At 52.7% G+C, this 19,021-nt stretch carries 14 protein-coding genes; 5 read left to right on the top strand and 9 right to left on the bottom strand.

Annotated elements, in window-relative coordinates; all coding sequences use genetic code 11:
* Window positions 1-238 precede the first annotated feature (238 nt).
* A complete protein-coding gene (gene malT, locus FDW92_RS21850; protein WP_137400701.1) occupies window positions 239-2,944 on the top strand; it encodes an HTH-type transcriptional regulator MalT in 2,706 nt (901 codons plus the stop codon).
* Window positions 2,945-2,985: 41 nt separating this feature from the next.
* Here malT and FDW92_RS21845 read toward each other — a convergent pair whose 3' ends face one another.
* From FDW92_RS21845 to glpE, 3 genes are all read right to left on the bottom strand, one after another.
* A complete protein-coding gene (locus FDW92_RS21845; RefSeq protein WP_042311893.1) occupies window positions 2,986-3,744 on the bottom strand; it encodes a DeoR/GlpR family transcriptional regulator in 759 nt (252 codons plus the stop codon).
* 45 nt (window positions 3,745-3,789) lie between these two features.
* Window positions 3,790-4,623: a rhomboid family intramembrane serine protease GlpG gene (gene glpG, locus FDW92_RS21840; RefSeq protein ID WP_042311892.1), complete on the bottom strand. Its 834-nt coding sequence runs from the start codon at window positions 4,621-4,623 to the stop codon at window positions 3,790-3,792.
* Between the two features lie 75 nt (window positions 4,624-4,698).
* Window positions 4,699-5,025, bottom strand: a complete 327-nt coding sequence (glpE, locus tag FDW92_RS21835) for a thiosulfate sulfurtransferase GlpE (protein WP_042311890.1) — start codon at window positions 5,023-5,025, stop codon at window positions 4,699-4,701.
* 202 nt (window positions 5,026-5,227) lie between these two features.
* On the opposite strand from glpE, the gene glpD reads away from it, so the two are divergent.
* Entirely contained in the window at window positions 5,228-6,736 is a 1,509-nt protein-coding gene (gene glpD, locus FDW92_RS21830; RefSeq protein ID WP_038634920.1) for a glycerol-3-phosphate dehydrogenase, read from the top strand.
* 103 nt (window positions 6,737-6,839) lie between these two features.
* Here the strand turns inward: glpD and FDW92_RS21825 are convergent, their stop codons facing one another.
* Window positions 6,840-7,043, bottom strand: a complete 204-nt coding sequence (locus FDW92_RS21825; RefSeq protein WP_042311887.1) for a glycogen/starch/alpha-glucan phosphorylase — start codon at window positions 7,041-7,043, stop codon at window positions 6,840-6,842.
* A gap of 318 nt (window positions 7,044-7,361) precedes the next feature.
* On the opposite strand from FDW92_RS21825, the gene FDW92_RS21820 reads away from it, so the two are divergent.
* The 3 genes from FDW92_RS21820 to FDW92_RS21810 are packed head-to-tail and all read left to right on the top strand — an operon-like array spanning window position 7,362 to window position 9,200.
* Window positions 7,362-8,540, top strand: a complete 1,179-nt coding sequence (locus FDW92_RS21820) for a hypothetical protein (RefSeq protein WP_042311886.1) — start codon at window positions 7,362-7,364, stop codon at window positions 8,538-8,540.
* Window positions 8,537-8,962: a hypothetical protein gene (locus FDW92_RS21815; RefSeq protein WP_042311884.1), complete on the top strand. Its 426-nt coding sequence runs from the start codon at window positions 8,537-8,539 to the stop codon at window positions 8,960-8,962. The genes FDW92_RS21820 and FDW92_RS21815 overlap by 4 nt, the downstream gene beginning before the upstream one ends.
* Window positions 8,952-9,200, top strand: a complete 249-nt coding sequence (locus FDW92_RS21810; protein ID WP_042311881.1) for a hypothetical protein — start codon at window positions 8,952-8,954, stop codon at window positions 9,198-9,200. The genes FDW92_RS21815 and FDW92_RS21810 overlap by 11 nt, the downstream gene beginning before the upstream one ends.
* 218 nt (window positions 9,201-9,418) lie before the next feature.
* Here the strand turns inward: FDW92_RS21810 and glgP are convergent, their stop codons facing one another.
* From glgP to glgB, 5 genes are read right to left on the bottom strand one after another with little or no spacing between them, the layout of a single operon-like run.
* A complete protein-coding gene (glgP, locus tag FDW92_RS21805; RefSeq protein WP_042311879.1) occupies window positions 9,419-11,866 on the bottom strand; it encodes a glycogen phosphorylase in 2,448 nt (815 codons plus the stop codon).
* A 19-nt stretch (window positions 11,867-11,885) separates the two neighbouring features.
* Window positions 11,886-13,319, bottom strand: a complete 1,434-nt coding sequence (glgA, locus tag FDW92_RS21800; protein ID WP_038634926.1) for a glycogen synthase GlgA — start codon at window positions 13,317-13,319, stop codon at window positions 11,886-11,888.
* Window positions 13,319-14,614 carry a glucose-1-phosphate adenylyltransferase gene (glgC, locus tag FDW92_RS21795; protein WP_042311877.1) on the bottom strand — a complete coding sequence of 432 codons (1,296 nt, stop codon included), beginning with the start codon at window positions 14,612-14,614 and terminating at the stop codon, window positions 13,319-13,321. Before glgC ends, glgA begins: the two co-directional genes overlap by 1 nt.
* 14 nt (window positions 14,615-14,628) lie before the next feature.
* Window positions 14,629-16,605 carry a glycogen debranching protein GlgX gene (glgX, locus tag FDW92_RS21790; protein ID WP_042311875.1) on the bottom strand — a complete coding sequence of 659 codons (1,977 nt, stop codon included), beginning with the start codon at window positions 16,603-16,605 and terminating at the stop codon, window positions 14,629-14,631.
* Entirely contained in the window at window positions 16,605-18,788 is a 2,184-nt protein-coding gene (gene glgB, locus FDW92_RS21785; RefSeq protein ID WP_042311874.1) for a 1,4-alpha-glucan branching enzyme, read from the bottom strand. Before glgB ends, glgX begins: the two co-directional genes overlap by 1 nt.
* Window positions 18,789-19,021 lie beyond the last annotated feature (233 nt).

The following is a 19,021-nucleotide window of genomic DNA, read 5'->3' as shown; positions in this document are numbered from 1 at the left end:
AAAGTGGAATCTTTCCGCTGGGTGAAAGTCACGCTGGATCCAGTCACCACGCCTGTTGCGACTCTTTAAAGAAATTATTGCAATAGATGTATAGATTTGTGACATAGTGCAAAATCAGACACACAAAAAGCCCGCTTAGCTTGCATAAAATACCAATCTGGCCGACCTTATATCTATTAATTACGAAGCGCAAAAAAAATCATTCTTCCCCATTTTCACACAGTGAAGTGACTAACTTATGTTGATTCCGTCTAAATTAAGTCGTCCGGTTCGTCTCGACCATACGGTGGTTCGTGAGCGCCTGTTGGCTAAACTTTCCGGCGCGAACAATTTCAGGCTCGCCCTGATCACAAGTCCTGCTGGTTATGGAAAAACAACGCTTGTTTCACAATGGGCGGCGGGGAAGACCGAGTTAGGTTGGTACTCTCTGGATGAAGGCGATAACCAGCAGGAGCGCTTTGCCAGCTATCTGATTGCCGCGATCCAGCAGGCGACCGGTGGGCATTGCACCACCAGCGAAGCGATGGTGCAAAAACGCCAGTATGCCAGCCTGACGTCACTGTTTGCGCAGCTATTTATTGAACTGGCCGAGTGGCATCGTCCACTTTATCTGGTGGTGGATGATTATCACCTGATCTCCAATCCGGCCATTCACGAGGCAATGCGCTTTTTCCTGCGTCACCAGCCTGAAAATCTCACACTGGTCGTTCTGTCGCGTAATCTGCCGCAGTTGGGCATTGCCAACCTGCGGGTGCGCGATCAGTTGCTGGAAATAGGCAGCCAACAGCTGGCCTTTAACCATCAGGAAGCGAAACAATTTTTCGATCGTCGTTTATCCTCCCCTATTGAAGCAGCTGAAAGCAGCCGGATGTGCGATGACGTTGCTGGCTGGGCTACTGCGTTACAACTGATTGCTCTTTCCGCTCGCCAGAACAATAACTCTGCGCACCAGTCGGCACGACGCATCGCCGGAATCAACGCCAGCCATTTATCCGACTACCTGGTGGATGAAGTGCTGGACAGCGTTGACCTCGGCACCCGTCACTTTCTGCTAAAAAGCGCCATCCTGCGTTCGATGAACGATGCGCTGATCGTTCGGGTCACCGGCGAAGAAAACGGGCAAATGCGACTTGAGGAAATTGAGCGTCAGGGGTTATTTCTGCAGCGGATGGATGACGTCGGCGAGTGGTTCAGTTATCACCCACTGTTTGGCAGCTTTTTACGCCAGCGTTGCCAGTGGGAACTGGCGAGCGAGCTGCCTGAAATACACCGCGCCGCCGCAGAAAGCTGGATGGCGCAGGGTTTCCCTAGCGAAGCTATCCACCACGCGTTGGCGGCAGGCGATGCCCACATGCTACGCGATATCCTGCTTAACCATGCGTGGGGCCTGTTTAACCACAGCGAACTGGCGCTATTGGAAGAGTCGCTGAAAGCCCTGCCGTGGGAAAGCCTACTGGAAAATCCGCGTCTGGTTCTGCTGCAAGCCTGGCTGATGCAAAGCCAGCACCGCTACAGCGAGGTTAATACCCTGCTGGCCCGTGCAGAACAAGAGATGAAAGGCGACATGGAGCCGACGCTGTACGCTGAATTTAACGCGCTGCGGGCACAGGTAGCGATTAACGACGGAAACCCTGACGAAGCAGAACGTCTGGCAAAACTGGCGCTGGATGAATTACCCATCGCCTGGTTCTATAGCCGTATCGTCGCCACCTCGGTGCATGGTGAAGTCCTGCATTGTAAGGGCGATCTCACGCGTTCACTGGCGTTGATGCAGCAAACCGAGCAAATGGCGCGCCATCATGATGTCTGGCATTACGCGCTGTGGAGTCTGATCCAGCAAAGCGAAATTTTATTTGCCCAGGGTTTTTTACAGGCGGCCTGGGAGACGCAGGAAAAGGCGTTCCAGCTGATCAAAGAGCAGCACCTGGAACAGTTGCCGATGCACGAGTTCCTGGTGCGCATTCGCGCGCAACTCCTGTGGGCATGGGCACGTCTGGACGAAGCCGAAGCGTCTGCCCGCGCGGGCATTGAGTTACTTTCCACATTCCAGCCACAGCAACAGCTACAGTGCCTGGCGCTGCTGATTCAGTGTTCGCTGGCCCGGGGCGATTTAGACAACGCGCGTAGCCTGCTCAACCGTTTGGAAAACTTATTGGGCAATGGTCGTTATCATAGCGACTGGATCTCGAACGCCGATAAGGTACGGGTGATTTACTGGCAAATGGTAGGCGATAAAAAATCAGCCGCCAACTGGCTGCGCCACACGCCAAAGCCTGAGTTCGCTAATAACCACTTCCTGCAAAGTCAGTGGCGCAACATCGCCCGCGCGCAGATCCTGCTGGGTGAGTTTGAACCGGCGGAAATCGTGCTGGAAGAGTTAAATGAAAATGCGCGTAACCTGCGCCTGATGAGCGATCTGAATCGTAACCTGTTGCTGCTTAATCAGCTGTACTGGCAGGCCGGACGCAAAAATGACGCGCAGCGCGTCTTACTGGAAGCACTGCAACTGGCGAACCGTACCGGATTTATCAGCCACTTTGTTATCGAAGGTGAGGCGATGGCGCAGCAGTTGCGCCAACTGATTCAGCTCAATACGCTGCCAGAACTCGACCAGCACCGCGCCCAGCGCGTTTTGCGGGAGATTAACCAGCACCACCGCCATAAATTCGCCCACTTTGATGAAGGATTCGTTGAGCGTCTGCTTACCCATCCGGAAGTGCCGGAGCTTATCCGCACCAGCCCGCTGACCCAGCGCGAATGGCAGGTTCTGGGACTGATTTATTCAGGTTACAGCAACGAGCAGATCGCCGGTGAGCTGGCCGTTGCAGCCACGACCATTAAGACGCACATCCGCAATTTGTACCAAAAGCTCGGCGTCGCCCACCGCCAGGATGCGGTGCAACATGCGCAGAAACTGCTGAAGATGATGGGCTATGGGGTATAGTTAATGCCTGATGCGCTACGCTTATCAGGCCTGGAATTAACTTAACACAGCTCTAACTGAATATGGTGGTCGGCAATAACCTGCATCACACTGGCTGGCGGTAGCGTGTCGGTATACACCGCATCCACCATGCTGATACTGCCCATATTCACCATCGCGTTACGTCCGAACTTCGAGTGATCCACCACCAGCATGACGTGACGTGAATTCTCAATGATCGCGCGTTTGGTGCGCACTTCGTGATAATCAAACTCCAGCAGAGAACCATCGCTGTCGATGCCGCTGATCCCCAGGATGCCGAAGTCCAGACGGAACTGGGAAATAAAGTCGAGAGTCGCTTCGCCCATAATGCCGCCGTCACGGCTACGCAGTTCGCCCCCGGCCAGAATAATGCGGAAATCCTCTTTCGCCATCAGCGTGTTTGCCACATTGAGGTTATTGGTCACGATGCGTAAGTTGCTGTGATTAAGCAGCGCATGCGCCACCGCTTCCGGTGTGGTGCCAATATCAATAAACAGCGTTGAACCGTTAGGGATCTGCGTGGCAACTTTGCGCGCAATGCGCTCTTTTTCCGCCGTCTGCGTCGCTTTACGATCATGCCATGGGGTATTGACCGAGCTGGATGGCAACGCCGCGCCACCGTGGTGACGCAAAATCATGTTTTGATCGGCCAGGTCATTCAGATCCCGGCGAATCGTCTGCGGACTGACGGAGAAATGCTCCACCAGCTCCTCGGTACTGACGTATCCCTGTTTTTTTACCAGCTCAATGATCGCGTCATGTCGTTGTGTTTGCTTCATTATTGTTCCCTGGAATTTTGCCGGATGCGCTAACGCTTATCCGGCCTACAAAGTTCGTTTCCGCACATTCATCGTATCGGCAAACGCCATTGCCAGACCCACGGCCAGCCCGGCGATATGTGCGCCGTTCGCCATCGACATGCCGAACAGATCAAACCAGCCGGCAACAATCCAGATCAAGGCAAAGATAATCAAACCACGCTGCAGGAAAATACCGCTTTGCGGATCGCGCTCGCCGCGCAACCACACGTAGCCCATCAGCGCATATACCACGCCAGACAGCCCGCCAAACCACGGGCCGCTAAATTTCTGCTGAACATAACCGCTCAGCAAGGCGCTGATCACAGTAATGACAATCAGCTTTCCGCTGCCCAGGCGCTTTTCAACCGCACCGCCGAGATACCACCACCACAGCAGGTTGAACAAAATGTGCATCAGCGAGAAGTGCATAAAAGCGTGGGTGAAATAACGCCAAAACTCAAATTTCAGCGAAGGATCGAACGGCCAGGCCAGCCAGAGCATTACCGCCTGATCGCCCAGCACATTCATAGCGATAAACACCAACACACACGCCGCCATTACCGCCCAGGTCACCGGGCCGGCACGTTCGCGCAATGTGGCCAGAAACGGATAACGTTGATAGCGCAGACCGCTGTCGGTATGACCTGACTGCCAACTGGCCGCGAGGTAACGCGGATCGCCCGGGTTATCGAGAAATCGCGCCAGTTCAGCACGCACGCGTTCAGCCTGGGACTCATCCGCCAGCCAGACATCCGTTTGCTGATGTTGTTGAATCGTCAGGATAACGCCCTGTGTCGCCATATAATCAACAAATGCCTGCGCCACGCGGGGGTTAGCAAAAGAGGTAATCATCAACATTATTGCTGTCGCTTATTCCACACAAAAGAGGACAGTATATATATCCTGTCCGTTTCAGGCTGCATCTTTGTTAGCTTACGAACCGTATGTCACTTCTGCAGGAAAATGTCGATGCCAGGCGTCGAAGCCGCCGTCAACGCTGTAAACCGCGTCATAGCCCTGCTGGAGGAGATACTGCGCCGCGCCTTTACTGCTGTTGCCGTGGTAACACATCACCATTACGGCAGTATCAAAATCATGGTCACGCATAAACGTCCCCAACGTGTCGTTCGTCAGATGAAAGGCCTGCGGCGCGTGGCCCATCGCATAGCTTTGCGGATCGCGGATGTCCACCAGCACCGCCATTCCGTGCAGTAGTTTCTGATGGGCTTCTTCGACATTAATACACTCAAACTGATCCATGGCGTTCTCTTGTTAAGTTCTACTTATATTCTGGCAGGTAACCAATATTACCCTCCAGTGTACGTTGCCTGAGCAGGTAAACGCCATAATGTTATATGTATCACTGTAAATTGTTTATCCGATGTTACCAATGGCGCGATTCTTTGCTATTATGTTCGATAACGAACATTAATGAGCTATAACGAAAGTGCGAGAGGCCAGCATGGAAACCAAAGATCTGATTGTGATAGGTGGAGGCATTAACGGTGCCGGTATCGCGGCAGATGCCGCTGGACGCGGTTTATCCGTGCTGATGCTGGAAGCTCAGGATTTAGCCTGCGCCACCTCCTCCGCCAGCTCCAAACTCATCCACGGTGGCCTGCGCTACCTGGAACACTACGAATTCCGCCTGGTGAGCGAGGCGCTGGCAGAACGTGAAGTGCTGTTGAAAATGGCACCGCATATCGCCTTCCCGATGCGCTTCCGTCTGCCCCATCGCCCGCACCTGCGTCCGGCATGGATGATCCGTATTGGTTTGTTTATGTACGATCATCTGGGCAAACGCACCAGTTTGCCGGGTTCTACCGGTTTGCGTTTTGGCGCGGATTCCGTAATGAAACCTGAGATTGTGCGCGGTTTCGAATATTCTGACTGCTGGGTAGACGATGCGCGTCTGGTTTTGGCAAACGCCCAAATGGTCGTACGCAAAGGCGGTGAAGTATTAACCCGCACCCGTGCCACCTCCGCTCGCCGTGAAAACGGCTTGTGGATTGTTGAAGCCGAAGATATCGATACCGGTAAAAAGCACACCTGGCAGGCGCGTGGTCTGGTCAACGCCACCGGACCGTGGGTGAAAGAGTTCTTCGACGATGGCATGCATCTACCGTCACCGTACGGTATTCGCCTGATTAAAGGTAGCCACATCGTGGTGCCGCGCGTACATACCCAGAAGCAAGCGTATATTCTGCAAAACGAAGATAAACGTATTGTGTTTGTCATCCCATGGATGGACGAATTCTCGATTATCGGGACGACTGACGTCGAATACAAAGGCGACCCGAAAGCAGTGAAAATTGATGAGAGCGAAATCAATTACCTGCTGAAGGTCTACAACGCGCACTTTAAGAAACAACTGGGCCGTGACGATATCGTCTGGACCTACTCGGGCGTGCGTCCGCTGTGCGATGACGAGTCCGACTCGCCGCAGGCTATCACCCGTGATTACACGCTGGATATCCACGACGAAAACGGCAAAGCGCCGCTGTTGTCGGTCTTTGGCGGTAAGCTGACAACCTATCGTAAGCTGGCCGAGCACGCGATGGAAAAACTGTCGTCGTACTATCAGGGCATTGGCCCGGCATGGACCAAAGAGTGCATCCTGCCTGGCGGCGATATTGGCGGCGATCGCGAAGATTACGCGGCAAAACTGCGCCGTCGCTATCCGTTCCTGACCGAATCGCTGGCACGCCATTATTCACGTACCTACGGCAGCAATACTGAATGGATTATCGGCGACGCCACGTCAATTGCCGAGTTAGGCGAAGACTTCGGCCATGAGTTCTATGAGGCCGAGCTGAAGTATCTGGTTGAGCACGAGTGGGTGCGTCGCGCGGAAGATGCGCTGTGGCGTCGTACGAAAGAAGGCATGTGGCTGAATGCTGAACAGCAGTCCCGCATGACCCAGTGGCTGACGGAGTATGTCGAGAAGCACCAGCTGTCGCTGGCCTCCTGAGAAAAAATGCCGGGTAAAATATTGCCCGGCATGACTATCAAATCTTATCAACGATCTGCATAGTTGCTTATGGACGAGCGCCATTCCCGCTTAGCTATAGCATTCATTGCCCCATCATTAAGCGCAACGTATTGGTCGCGTCAGTGTCATAACCGGGGATAATCTGGTCGTAAGCCACCGCCAGGATCTCTTCGGCCTCAATCCAGCGCGTTTTCTTGCCTTCCTGCTGAATACGCCCGTCAACAATACTTTGCCTGAGCATATCGTATATCGTAGCGGATGCCGAGGTCTGGGTCGTTTTCTTCATCAATCAGCTCTTCAAGGTCTAAACCCATCCCTTCCAGCGCGCCTTTGACATTCCCCACAAGTTACTTCCCTAAATATATTCCGAATTTACAATAAATTGACAACACATCACTACTTACCTTCGTTTTCCAGGCGTATGTTGCTTCATCGTTATGTCACGGAGATACACCTATGTCATTGCAGGGACTGCGTTTTATCCTGTAAGTGGATGGTCAGAAACCAGATACGAGACGGGAACGACCGATGCCTAGGGTAAGGCAGCGTGGCATTTTGCCAATGAAGCTGAAAACACTTATCTGCATATGCTAATAGACTAACTATGGCTGTTTACCAACTCAGTACCCGTATCAAATCAAACGTTCCTGCATCCTCGCTACTTTACGATCTGGTCATTTACCGGATGGATGGCCAACGCAATAAGAAACTCATCGTGGACGTGCAGCAGCAGTCCCTGAACGCGGATTACAGCACGAAGCAACATAGCACCAGCGACATCGATGACCCGCTGACAACGATCTACATCATGGAAGTCACGCTCTATCGCCAGCTAATGCTCAAGATGATATGCGTCACGCTCACGCCCTTCACTAAGATGTACACCCTGAAGGAATTTGCGTCTGGCAAAGCCTTCTCACCGGTTAAGCGTGAAAACCCGTGTTACTTTGAGTCGCAGGGTACGATGAAGCCAGAAAGTCAGGGCGGAGAAATCAAGCGACTGCAAATATCCCGCCCTGAACGCCCTTTTATTGCAAAAGAATATCCGATTGGTAACCCTCAAGACCCATTCGAAAAAACAAGGATTTATAGAGATATTGAGGATAGATTTTATCGTAGATCTTTCCCTAATCAGAATCAGACTAGCGTGTGTGGCCCTGCTGCATTTTTTTATTGTTTACAGAAAGATCGTCCCGATGTTTACAAGCAAGCCGCTCTTGATTTGTGGAGTTATGGAAAAACGGCAATTGCCGGATTAGAAATAGCACCAAGCAATGGTTGCCGACACCCTGGTGGGGATTTTTATGGTGTATACGGCGAGACTGTTTCAGGTCTCGATTGGATGACCCTCGCAGGTTTAAGAGACTCAGAAAATGCGATTTTTAGTTTTGATGCGATTGACTCTCCTGTCGCCGGAATCACGATGTGGCAAACCTTGTCCGACTGGTTTGAAAAAACCGGATATGAAAAAGTGTTTAGTAACGTTGGAATAGCTCAGGCCGATCTTCAAGGGCTTCGAGACTTAAACAGTTATGTCGAGAAAGGATATAAAGTTGTGACCCTAATCGATGACAGTCTTTTAAGAAGAAGTAATTCTGAGAGGTCAACAATTCCAAAACACTGGATCGTATGGGAAGGTCCTGTAACCCAAGGAGAGGATGGTTCTGTACATTTAAATCTTTTTTCTTGGGGGGATGTTACTGATCGTATAAAAATCGGCAAGGATCTGACATTTTTCATTAAACGCTTTTTTGGAGGTATGGTTTTCAAGCCATTAAAATGAATATGCCATTTATTAGATTTTTTTGGGCCTTGTGTATTTTTTCGTTAGTTGCGTGTTCGCCATTAAGCCCAAAAGCTGAATATATACCTGATAATGCTGTATTGCCTAATGCAACGATCGGTAAGCCTTATTTTTTTAAGATTTTCATCCTTGGAGGAGCAGTTATAGGTGGAAAACAAATTAGAGCAGGCTTCGTTCATCCAGATGATTCGGGTATATCACTGAGAAACTGTAAGCTCCCTGCCTCAGTGATCACCGCAGACACGGTGGATACGAACGATCACAACTGTGTAGAAATCTACGGTACACCTACAAAAGCTGGAGTTATAAAAATTAACATCGGCGGTGGGATGTACGGCGACATGCTGGCCCCAGCAAGTAATTTTAGCAAAGACTACACGCTGAATGTTGATGCTTCTTAATCTCAAGAGGGGGGCTCGCCCATACTTTTTGGAAATCGCTAAAATCGAGGTTATTGGTGGCCGTGTCATGGGAGGTTGGTATCATCAGAACCCTGATTATAAAGCTGGCGTGGTAAACCCGTTGAATGCAGGCATTGCTATGCGTAACTGTTTACTTTCTATTCCAACCCGCAAGAACCTCTCTATGACGGCAATTGTGTTGAAGTTTTCGAAACACCAACTCAAACGGGAATTATAAAAATTACGATCGAAGGAGGCATGTACGAAAGCACGGCTATCCCTGCAAGCGAGTACAAGAAGGACTACACATTGAATGTCTGAGGTGTAGTGATATTAAGTACGACAATCCAGAAAACCGCTCAACTTCCGAAAGATGTTAGCAATAAAAAAGGCAGCGACATTATCTGCTGCTGCCCGATTCCTGACACATGGATATCAAGTCACGTCAACCCGCGCCTACAACCGCACCGAATCAATATGCCAGATGTTTTCGGCATACTCTTTGATCGTCCTGTCCGATGAGAAGTACCCCATATTGGCGATGTTTATCATCGACTTCGTGGTCCACTCTTCCGGATGGCGATACAGCTCATCAACCTTATCCTGGCAATCGACATAGCTGCGATAATCCGCCAGCACCTGATAGTGGTCGCCAAAGTTGATCAATGAATCGACCAGATCACGGTAGCGTCCCGGCTCCTCAGGGCTGAACACGCCGCTGCCGATCTGCGTCAATACCTGATGCAGCTCTTCGTCTTTCTCGTAATACTCACGCGGCTTGTAGCCCTGGCTACGTAAAGCCTCGACCTCTTCTGCCGTATTACCAAAGATAAAGATATTCTCTGCTCCCACATGCTCCAGCATCTCAACGTTGGCACCATCCAGCGTCCCGATGGTCAGCGCACCGTTGAGCGCAAATTTCATATTACTGGTCCCAGAAGCTTCGGTCCCGGCCAGCGAAATCTGCTCAGACAGATCGGCGGCAGGAATAATCACCTGCGCCAGACTGACGCTGTAGTTGGGGATAAACACGACCTTCAATTTATCGCCAATCTGCGGATCGTTGTTGATCACCTTCGCGACATCGTTGATCAAATGAATGATGTGCTTCGCCATGTAATAGGCTGAAGCCGCTTTACCCGCGAAGATATTCACGCGCGGCACCCACTCGGCGTCCGGATCGGCCTTAATGCGGTTGTAGCGGGTGATCACATGCAGCACATTCATTAGCTGACGTTTGTACTCGTGAATACGCTTGATCTGCACATCAAACAGCGATTTCGGGTTCACTACCACGTTCAGCTGCTGGGCGATGAGCGTTGCCAGTCGCTTTTTGTTCTCCAGCTTCGCACGACGCACAGCCTGATTCACTAACGGGAAATCACAGTGCTGCTCAAGCTCGCTGAGCTGGCTGAGATCGGTTCGCCAGGTGCGGCCAATGTTCTCATCAAGTACGTCAGAAAGCGATGGGTTCGCCAGCGCCAGCCAGCGACGCGGCGTCACGCCGTTGGTCACGTTACAAAAGCGGGTCGGGAAAATCTTCGCAAAGTCAGCAAACAGCGACTGCACCATCAGGTTGGAGTGCAGTTCAGACACACCATTAACCTTATGGCTCACCACGACCGCCAGCCATGCCATACGCACACGACGACCGTTAGATTCATCGATAATCGACGTCCGTCCCAGTAGACCGGTATCGTTCGGATACTGCTCCTGCAGCGTCTTCAGGAAGTAGTCGTTAATCTCAAAAATGATTTGCAGATGGCGCGGCAGGATTTTGCCCAGCATATCCACCGGCCAGGTCTCCAGCGCTTCGCTCATCAAAGTGTGGTTGGTATACGAGAAAACCTGACAGCACACCTCAAACGCATCGTCCCAACTGAATTTGTGTTCATCGATCAGCAGGCGCATCAGCTCTGGGATCGACAGCACCGGGTGGGTGTCGTTAAGGTGAATGGCGATTTTATCGGCCAGGTTGTCGTAGGTTTTATGCAGTTGATAATGACGGTTCAGGATGTCCTGCACCGTTGACGAGACGAGGAAATACTCCTGGCGCAACCGCAGCTCGCGTCCCGAATAGGTAGAATCATCCGGATACAGTACGCGGGAGACGTTCTCGGAGTGGTTTTTATCTTCCACCGCCGCAAAATAGTCGCCCTGGTTAAATTTACCGAGGTTGATTTCGCTACTGGCCTGGGCATTCCACAGGCGCAGCGTATTCGTAGCGTCAGTGTCATAACCGGGGATAATCTGGTCGTAGGCCACTGCGAGGATCTCTTCGGTCTCAATCCAACGCGTTTTCTTGCCTTCCATCTGCACGCGGCCGCCAAAGCGCACTTTGTAGCGCGTGTTGTGGCGTTTGAATTCCCACGGGTTACCGTATTCCAGCCAATAGTCCGGGGACTCTTTTTGTCGACCATCGACAATGTTCTGTTTAAACATGCCATAGTCATAACGGATACCGTAGCCACGTCCCGGCAGACCCAGCGTTGCCAGTGAGTCGAGGAAGCAGGCTGCCAGGCGTCCGAGGCCACCGTTACCGAGACCGGGGTCATTCTCTTCGTCGATCAGATCTTCCAGATCTAATCCCATACCTTCCAGCGCACTTTTAACATCGTCGTAAATCCCCAACGATAACAGCGCATTGGAAAGCGTGCGCCCAATCAGAAACTCCATTGACAGATAATAAACCTGACGGGTTTCCTGGGATAATTGCGCACGGTTAGAACGCAGCCAGCGCTCCACGAGACGATCGCGCACCGCGAATAACGTGGCGTTCAGCCACTCATGTTTGTTGGCAATGACCGGGTCCTTACCAATCGTGAACATCAGTTTGTAGGCAATAGAATGCTTAAGTGCCTCGACGCTGAGTGTGGGCGATGCATAAGTAAATGGAGCGTTCATATAGGTGATTCCTGGATATCTATTTCAAGCGGTAGTAAAGCTCGCGGTAAGACTTCGCCGCGACTTGCCAGCTAAAATCCATGGTCATGGCCTGGCGTTGTACAAACCGCCAAAGCGAAGGCCGGGACCACAATACGAAAGCACGCCGGATCGCGCGTAGCAGCGACCAGGCATTACTGTCTTCAAAGACAAACCCACTGGCGATACCGTCCGCCAGGTTTTCCAGCGAACTGTCAGAGACCGTATCCGCCAGCCCACCGGTACGCCGCACCAGCGGCAGCGTGCCATACTTCAGTCCATACAACTGCGTTAAGCCGCACGGTTCAAAGCGGCTGGGTACCAGAATGACGTCAGCCCCGCCCATGATGCGGTGCGAGAAGGCTTCGTGATAACCAATTTGTACCCCTACCTGTCCTGGATGTTCCGCCGCAGCGGCCAGGAAGCCTTCCTGTAATACTGGGTCGCCCGCGCCAAGCAGCGCCAGTTGCCCCCCCTGTTCTAACAGACCCGGCAAAGCCTCCAACACCAGATCTAACCCTTTCTGACTGGTCAGACGGCTCACGACAGCAAACAGCGGCACTTTATCGTTAACCTTAAGTCCCATCGCAATTTGTAGCTGACGTTTGTTCTCCGCCTTCTCGTCCAGCGTGTCGCGCGTATAGCGCGAGGCCAGTAGCAGATCGGTTTCCGGGCTCCAGATTTTTTCATCCACGCCGTTCAGCACGCCGGAAAGCCGTCCTTCCCGATGACGCTGCTGCAACAGACCTTCCATGCCGTAGGCAAACTGCGGCTCGGTAATCTCCCGAGCGTAAGTCGGACTCACCGCCGTAATGTGGTCTGCGTAGTACAACCCGGCCTTCAGGAACGAAATCTGCCCATTAAACTCCAGCCCGTGCACATTAAAGAACGACCATGGCAATTGGATGTCATCCATATGCTTTGCATAAAACATGCCTTGATACGCCAGATTGTGTACGGTGAACACCGATTTCGCCGGATGGCCGCGCGCCGCCAGATACGCCGGAGCCAGACCGGCATGCCAGTCGTGCGCATGCACCACATCCGGGCGCCAGAATGGGTCAAGCCCGCAGGCCATTTCACATCCGGCCCAGCCGAGTAACGCAAAACGCAGGACGTTATCGGTATAAGCGAACAGGTTGGTGTCGTGATACGGGCTACCAGGACGGTCGTAGAGATGCGGCGCGTCAACGAGGTAAATGCCTACACCGTTGTAATGCCCGAACAGCAGCGTGATTCTGCCTGCAAAGGTATCGCGACGCGTCACTACCTGAGCATCAGGAATGCCGCGACGGATATCCGGAAACGCCGGGAGCAGCACGCGGGCATCTACACCGTCGGCAATTTGCGCGGCCGGTAACGCCCCAAGCACATCCGCCAGTCCCCCGGTTTTTAGCAGGGGGAACATCTCTGAACATACGTGTAAAACCTGCATTATCGCTCCTGTTTGATTTGCAGTTTGCGCAGCATTTCACGCGTGACCAGCACAATGCCTTCTTCTGAGCGGTAGAAGCGACGTGCATCCTCTTCCGCATTTTCACCAATCACCATGCCTTCAGGGATAACGCAGGCGCGGTCAATGATACAACGACGTAAACGGCATGAACGTCCTACCCATACTTCAGGCAACAACACTGCCGAATCAATGTTACAGAATGAATTCACCCGCACTCGCGGGAACAGAACGGACTGCACTACCACCGAACCAGAAATGATACAGCCGCCGGAAACCAGCGAGTTCAGCGTCATTCCGTGGCTACCGGAACGATCCTGCACAAATTTCGCCGGCGGCAGAGATTCCATATGCGTACGGATTGGCCAGTCCTGGTCGTACATATCCAGTTCAGGCGTCACCGAGGCCAGATCGAGGTTGGCCTTCCAGTAAGCTTCCAGCGTTCCCACATCGCGCCAGTACGGCTCGGATTCCGGGTCAGACTGTACGCAGGACAACGGGAAGGGATGGGCATACGCCATGCCAGCTTCAGTGATTTTTGGAATGATGTCTTTACCAAAATCGTGACTGGAGCTTTCATCGAGATCATCTTCCGCCAGCAATTCATACAGGTAGTCGGCGTTAAAAACGTAGATCCCCATACTGGCAAGAGATTTGGTCGGATCGCCTGGCATGGCTGGCGGGTTAGCGGGTTTTTCAACAAACTCGATAATTTTGTCGCTGTCGTCCACGTCCATTACGCCAAACGCGCTGGCCTCTTCGATAGGCACCGGCATACAAGCCACGGTGCAACGCGCGCCCTTCTCGACGTGGTCGATCAGCATACGCGAGTAGTCCTGCTTATAAATATGATCGCCTGCGAGGATCACCACATATTCCGCTTTGTAACGGCGAATGATGTCCAGGTTTTGAGTTACCGCATCCGCCGTGCCGCGATACCAGTTTTCACCCTGCATTCTCTGCTGGGCAGGCAGCAGGTCGACAAACTCGTTCATCTCTTCGCTAAAGAACGACCAGCCGCGCTGAATATGCTGTACCAGCGTGTGCGACTGGTATTGCGTGATCACGCCGATACGGCGGATGCCGGAGTTAATACAGTTGGATAAAGCAAAATCGATAATGCGGAATTTACCGCCAAAGTGCACGGCCGGCTTGGCACGTTTGTTGGTCAAATCTTTCAGGCGGGTACCGCGGCCACCGGCCAGGATCAGGGCAACAGATTTTAATGGCAGCTGGCGCGCCAACATAACACGATCGTTCTTCTCTAAACTCACCATGACTAACTCCTTTTTTATCCTCTATGGAACACACACAGTCCGTGCGCAGGTCCCTGCCAGACAGCCGTAAGCACCGGATTGTCCTCTCCGGCAAATGGGGGAATAGCTCGCCATTCCCCTTCAGGTAAAACGATATCTGTCACCTCAAGCGTGGCGTTAATTGCAATCAGGAAACGGCCAGAAAGCAGGATTTGCATCTGCCTCGGGCCGTTTTGCCACTCATCCGCACTTAAGGGTTGTGCGTACTTATTCAGCCAATGAACATTGCCATCGCCTTCTTCCCACCAGCAATCGCCTGTTAATGCCGGAATTTGCTGACGAAGATGAATCAACGCGGCGGTAAATGTGGTTAGCCCACCGTTTGCCTGCTGCCAGTCCAGCCAGGTCAGGGCATTATCCTGACAGTAAGCGTTATTGTTGCCGTGCTGGCTATGACCATGCTCGTCACCGGCCAGCAGCATCGGCGTTCCCTGTGAGAGCAACAGCGTGGTCAACAGCGCATGAATGCTGTCGCGCCGCCGTTCAATCAGGTCCAGCGTGCCGCCTAACCCTTCTTTACCATGATTATCACTGTAGTTATTGCTAGTGCCGTCGCGATTTTCCTCACCATTCGCTTCATTGTGCTTATTTGTGAAGCACACACAGTCACGTAGGGTAAAACCGTCATGCGCTGTCACCAGATTGACCGTGGCGCTGGGTTTGCGGCCATTGCGTTTAAACACGTCGCTGGATGCGGCAAAACGCCCGGCAAATTCTCCCAAAGAGAGATTACGCTGGAGCCAGAAACGTCGCGTCGCATCGCGAAAATGGTCATTCCACTCGGCAAACGGCGGTGGAAAATTCCCCACCTGATACCCGCCTTCACCGATATCCCACGGTTCCGCAATCAGTTTGACGCGTGAGAGCAGCGGACAGTTTTTAATTGCAGTAAACAACGGCGCATCCTGACGAAACGTAGGCGTACGCCCCATAACGGACGCTAAATCAAAACGAAAACCATCCACGTGGCAAGTTTCAACCCAGTAACGCAGGCATTCACACGCGTACTCCACAACGCCGGGATGGCTCAGATTGAGGGTGTTCCCACAACCGGTCCAGTTGTAGTAATCGCCATCATCCCTGATCCAATAATAGCTACGGTTATCAATTCCGCGCAGCGAGAAGACGGGGCCTTCGAGATCCAGCTCGGCGCTGTGGTTCAAAACGATGTCGAGAATGACCTCAATCCCCGCTTTGTGTAACGCTTTCACCGCATCACGGAACTCATCCAACGCGCTCTCCGGCGAGCAGGCGTAAGCCGGATGCAACGCGAACATAGCGACCGGGTTGTAGCCCCAGTAGTTCGACAAACCCAGCCGCTGAAGACGCGGTTCGCTGGCGAAATGCGCCACCGGTAGCAGCTCAAGCGCAGTAATACCAAGGCGCTTGAAATAGTCGATCATTACCGGATGACCCAGCGCTTTATAGGTCCCGCGAAGTTCTTCCGGCAGCTCAGGATGCAGATACGTCAGTCCTTTCACATGCGCTTCGTAAATCACGGTATTGCCCCACGGCGTGCGCGGCGCGGCATCGTCTTCCCAGTCATAATGGTCAGACACCACCACGCCCTTCAGCGCGATGGCGGCATTATCATGATGATCAGGTTCATTTAGCCCGCCGTGCAGCAGCGGGTTATCTTTTAACTCGCCATCCACCCGGCGCGCATAAGGATCGAGCAGCAGTTTCGCCGGGTTAAACCGGTGGCCCTGCTCTGGTTGCCACGGACCATGTACGCGATAGCCATAGCGCAGGCCCGGACGGGCGTTGGCCAGATAACCGTGCCAGACATCGCCGCTACGTCCCGGCAGGTCGTAGCGGAGTTCACAGCCTTGCTCATCGAATACACATAATTCAACGCGCTCGGCGTGGGCCGAGAAAAGCGTGAAATTAACGCCATGGCCGTCATACGTTGCACCATGCGGGGTGGCGTTGCCGGTTGCCAGATGCGTCATTACCCCTCCCGAACCAGCCAGATCGTCGCCAACGGCGGCAACGTCAGGCTCAGTGAGTGCTGGCGGCCATGACTGGCGATTTCATCGCTATGTACCGCGCCGCCGTTGCCGGTATTGCTACCGTGGTAATGCATCGAATCGGTATTGAGGATTTCACGCCATTTGCCCGGCTGATTGATACCGAAGCGATAGCCGTGGCGAGGTACTGGCGTAAAATTGCTGATAACGATAATTTCGTTTCCGGCCTTGTCACGACGAACAAAAATCAGCACCGAACGTTCTTTATCGTCAACCACCAGCCATTCAAAACCATAGGTGTCAAAGTCGAGTTCATGCAGCGCCTTGTGATGGCGGTAGGTATGGTTCAGGTCACGTACCAGACGTTGCACCCCGTGGTGCCAGTTATCGCCGCCTTCCAGTAAGTGCCAGTCCAGACTGACGTCGTGATTCCATTCACGTCCCTGAGCAAACTCGTTGCCCATAAACAGCAGTTTCTTACCCGGGAAGGCCCACATCCAGCCGTAGTAAGCGCGCAGGTTGGCAAACTTCTGCCATGCGTCTCCCGGCATGCGGTCGAGAATGGATTTTTTACCGTGCACCACTTCATCGTGCGACAGCGGCAGAACAAAGTTTTCGGTGTAGTTGTACAGCATGCCGAAGGTCAGCTTGTCGTGATGATACTGACGATAGACCGGATCCAGTTTCATGTAGTCCAGCGTGTCGTGCATCCAGCCGAGGTTCCACTTATACCAGAACCCTAAACCGCCCATGTCCTGCGGTCTTGATACGCCGGCAAAGTCGGTTGACTCTTCCGCCATGCTCACGGCGCCAGGCACCTGCTCGCCAAGAATACGGTTGGTATTGCGTAAAAATTCAATCGCTTCGAGGTTCTCACGACCACCAAATTCGTTCGGGACCCATTCCCCTTCTTTACGGCTGTAGTCGCGATAAATCATCGATGCCACGGCATCCACGCGCAGCGCGTCAATACCAAAACGTTCTATCCAGTACAGGGCGTTACCCACCAGATAGTTGCTGACCTCACGGCGGCCGTAGTTGTAGATCAGCGTATTCCAGTCCTGGTGATACCCTTCACGCGGGTCACTGTGCTCATACAACCTGGTGCCATCAAACTCTGCCAGACCAAAATCATCTGACGGGAAATGGCCCGGAACCCAGTCCAGAATGACGTTCAGCCCCGCCTGATGCGCGGCATTCACAAAATAGCGGAAATCATCACGCGTCCCGAAACGACGGGTCGGCGCATACATGCCGGTTGGCTGGTAGCCCCAACTGCCGTCGAACGGATGCTCGTTAATCGGCAACAGCTCGAGATGAGTAAAGCCCATCCACTTGGCGTAAGGAATCAGTTGATCCGCCAGTTCGCGGTAGCTCAGCCAGAAGTTGTTATCAGTATGACGACGCCATGAACCCAGGTGCACCTCGTAGATAGAGATCGGCGCATCAAACTGGTTGGCTTTTTTGCGCTCCTCGCTTTGCACCACTTTTTCGGGCAGGCCGCAGATAAGCGACGCGGTTTCCGGGCGCATCTGCGCTTCGAAGGCGTAAGGGTCAGCTTTAATGCGCAACTTACCGTTAGCATCGATCATCTCGTACTTATACAGCTGACCATGCTGTGCGCCGGGGATAAACAGCTCCCAGATACCGCTCTCTTTACGCAGACGCATCGGATGACGACGGCCATCCCAGTAGTTGAACTGCCCGACCACTGAAACACGTTGGGCGTTGGGCGCCCAGACTGAGAAACGCGTACCGGTTACGCCATCCATGGTATCCGCATGCGCGCCCAGCGTTTCGTAAGGACGCAGGTGCGTACCTTCAGATAACAGCCAGGCATCCATATCCTGGATTAGCGGACCGAAACGATAAGGGTCATCAATCAGATTCTGCTGGCCATGCCAGACAACGGCTAACTGATAACGAAAGAAATTTTTACGGCGGGGAAGTACAGCACAGAAAAAACCGCGAGAGTCGAGGCAGTCCAGCTTGCCGACTTTACGTCCGGTTTTGGGTTCGATCACCCACACTTCTGTGGCGTCTGGAAGTAAGGCGCGGACTTCAAGTCCCGCGTCAGTTTGATGCATACCGAGTACGGAAAAAGGATCCGCAAAATGGCCTGCAATTAGCGCATTAATCACGTCTCTATCGATACGAACGGACATGGTTGTCATCCTGTTTTATGGTGTCACGCCTTCCAACTGATTTTCGACATCAGGTAGTGACACTTTTTTTGACCTGAACGGCGCAGCACAATTGTGCATCCTCTCTGCGTCGTCCCACCTTCAGGCAACAACTTAATACCTCCGGTACTAAGTCACCCTTAAAGAATAGCCAATGCTTTATCTTACTCCTGGTAAAAAATGAAACATCTGCGCTTACTCCTGTATTACGCAAA

The sequence above is a fragment of the Citrobacter sp. wls706 genome, from assembly GCF_005281305.1.
Taxonomy (GTDB): Bacteria; Pseudomonadota; Gammaproteobacteria; order Enterobacterales; family Enterobacteriaceae; genus Citrobacter; species Citrobacter werkmanii.
Note: the sequence above shows the minus strand (reverse complement) of the source record. Positions and strands in the feature narration are given on the sequence as shown.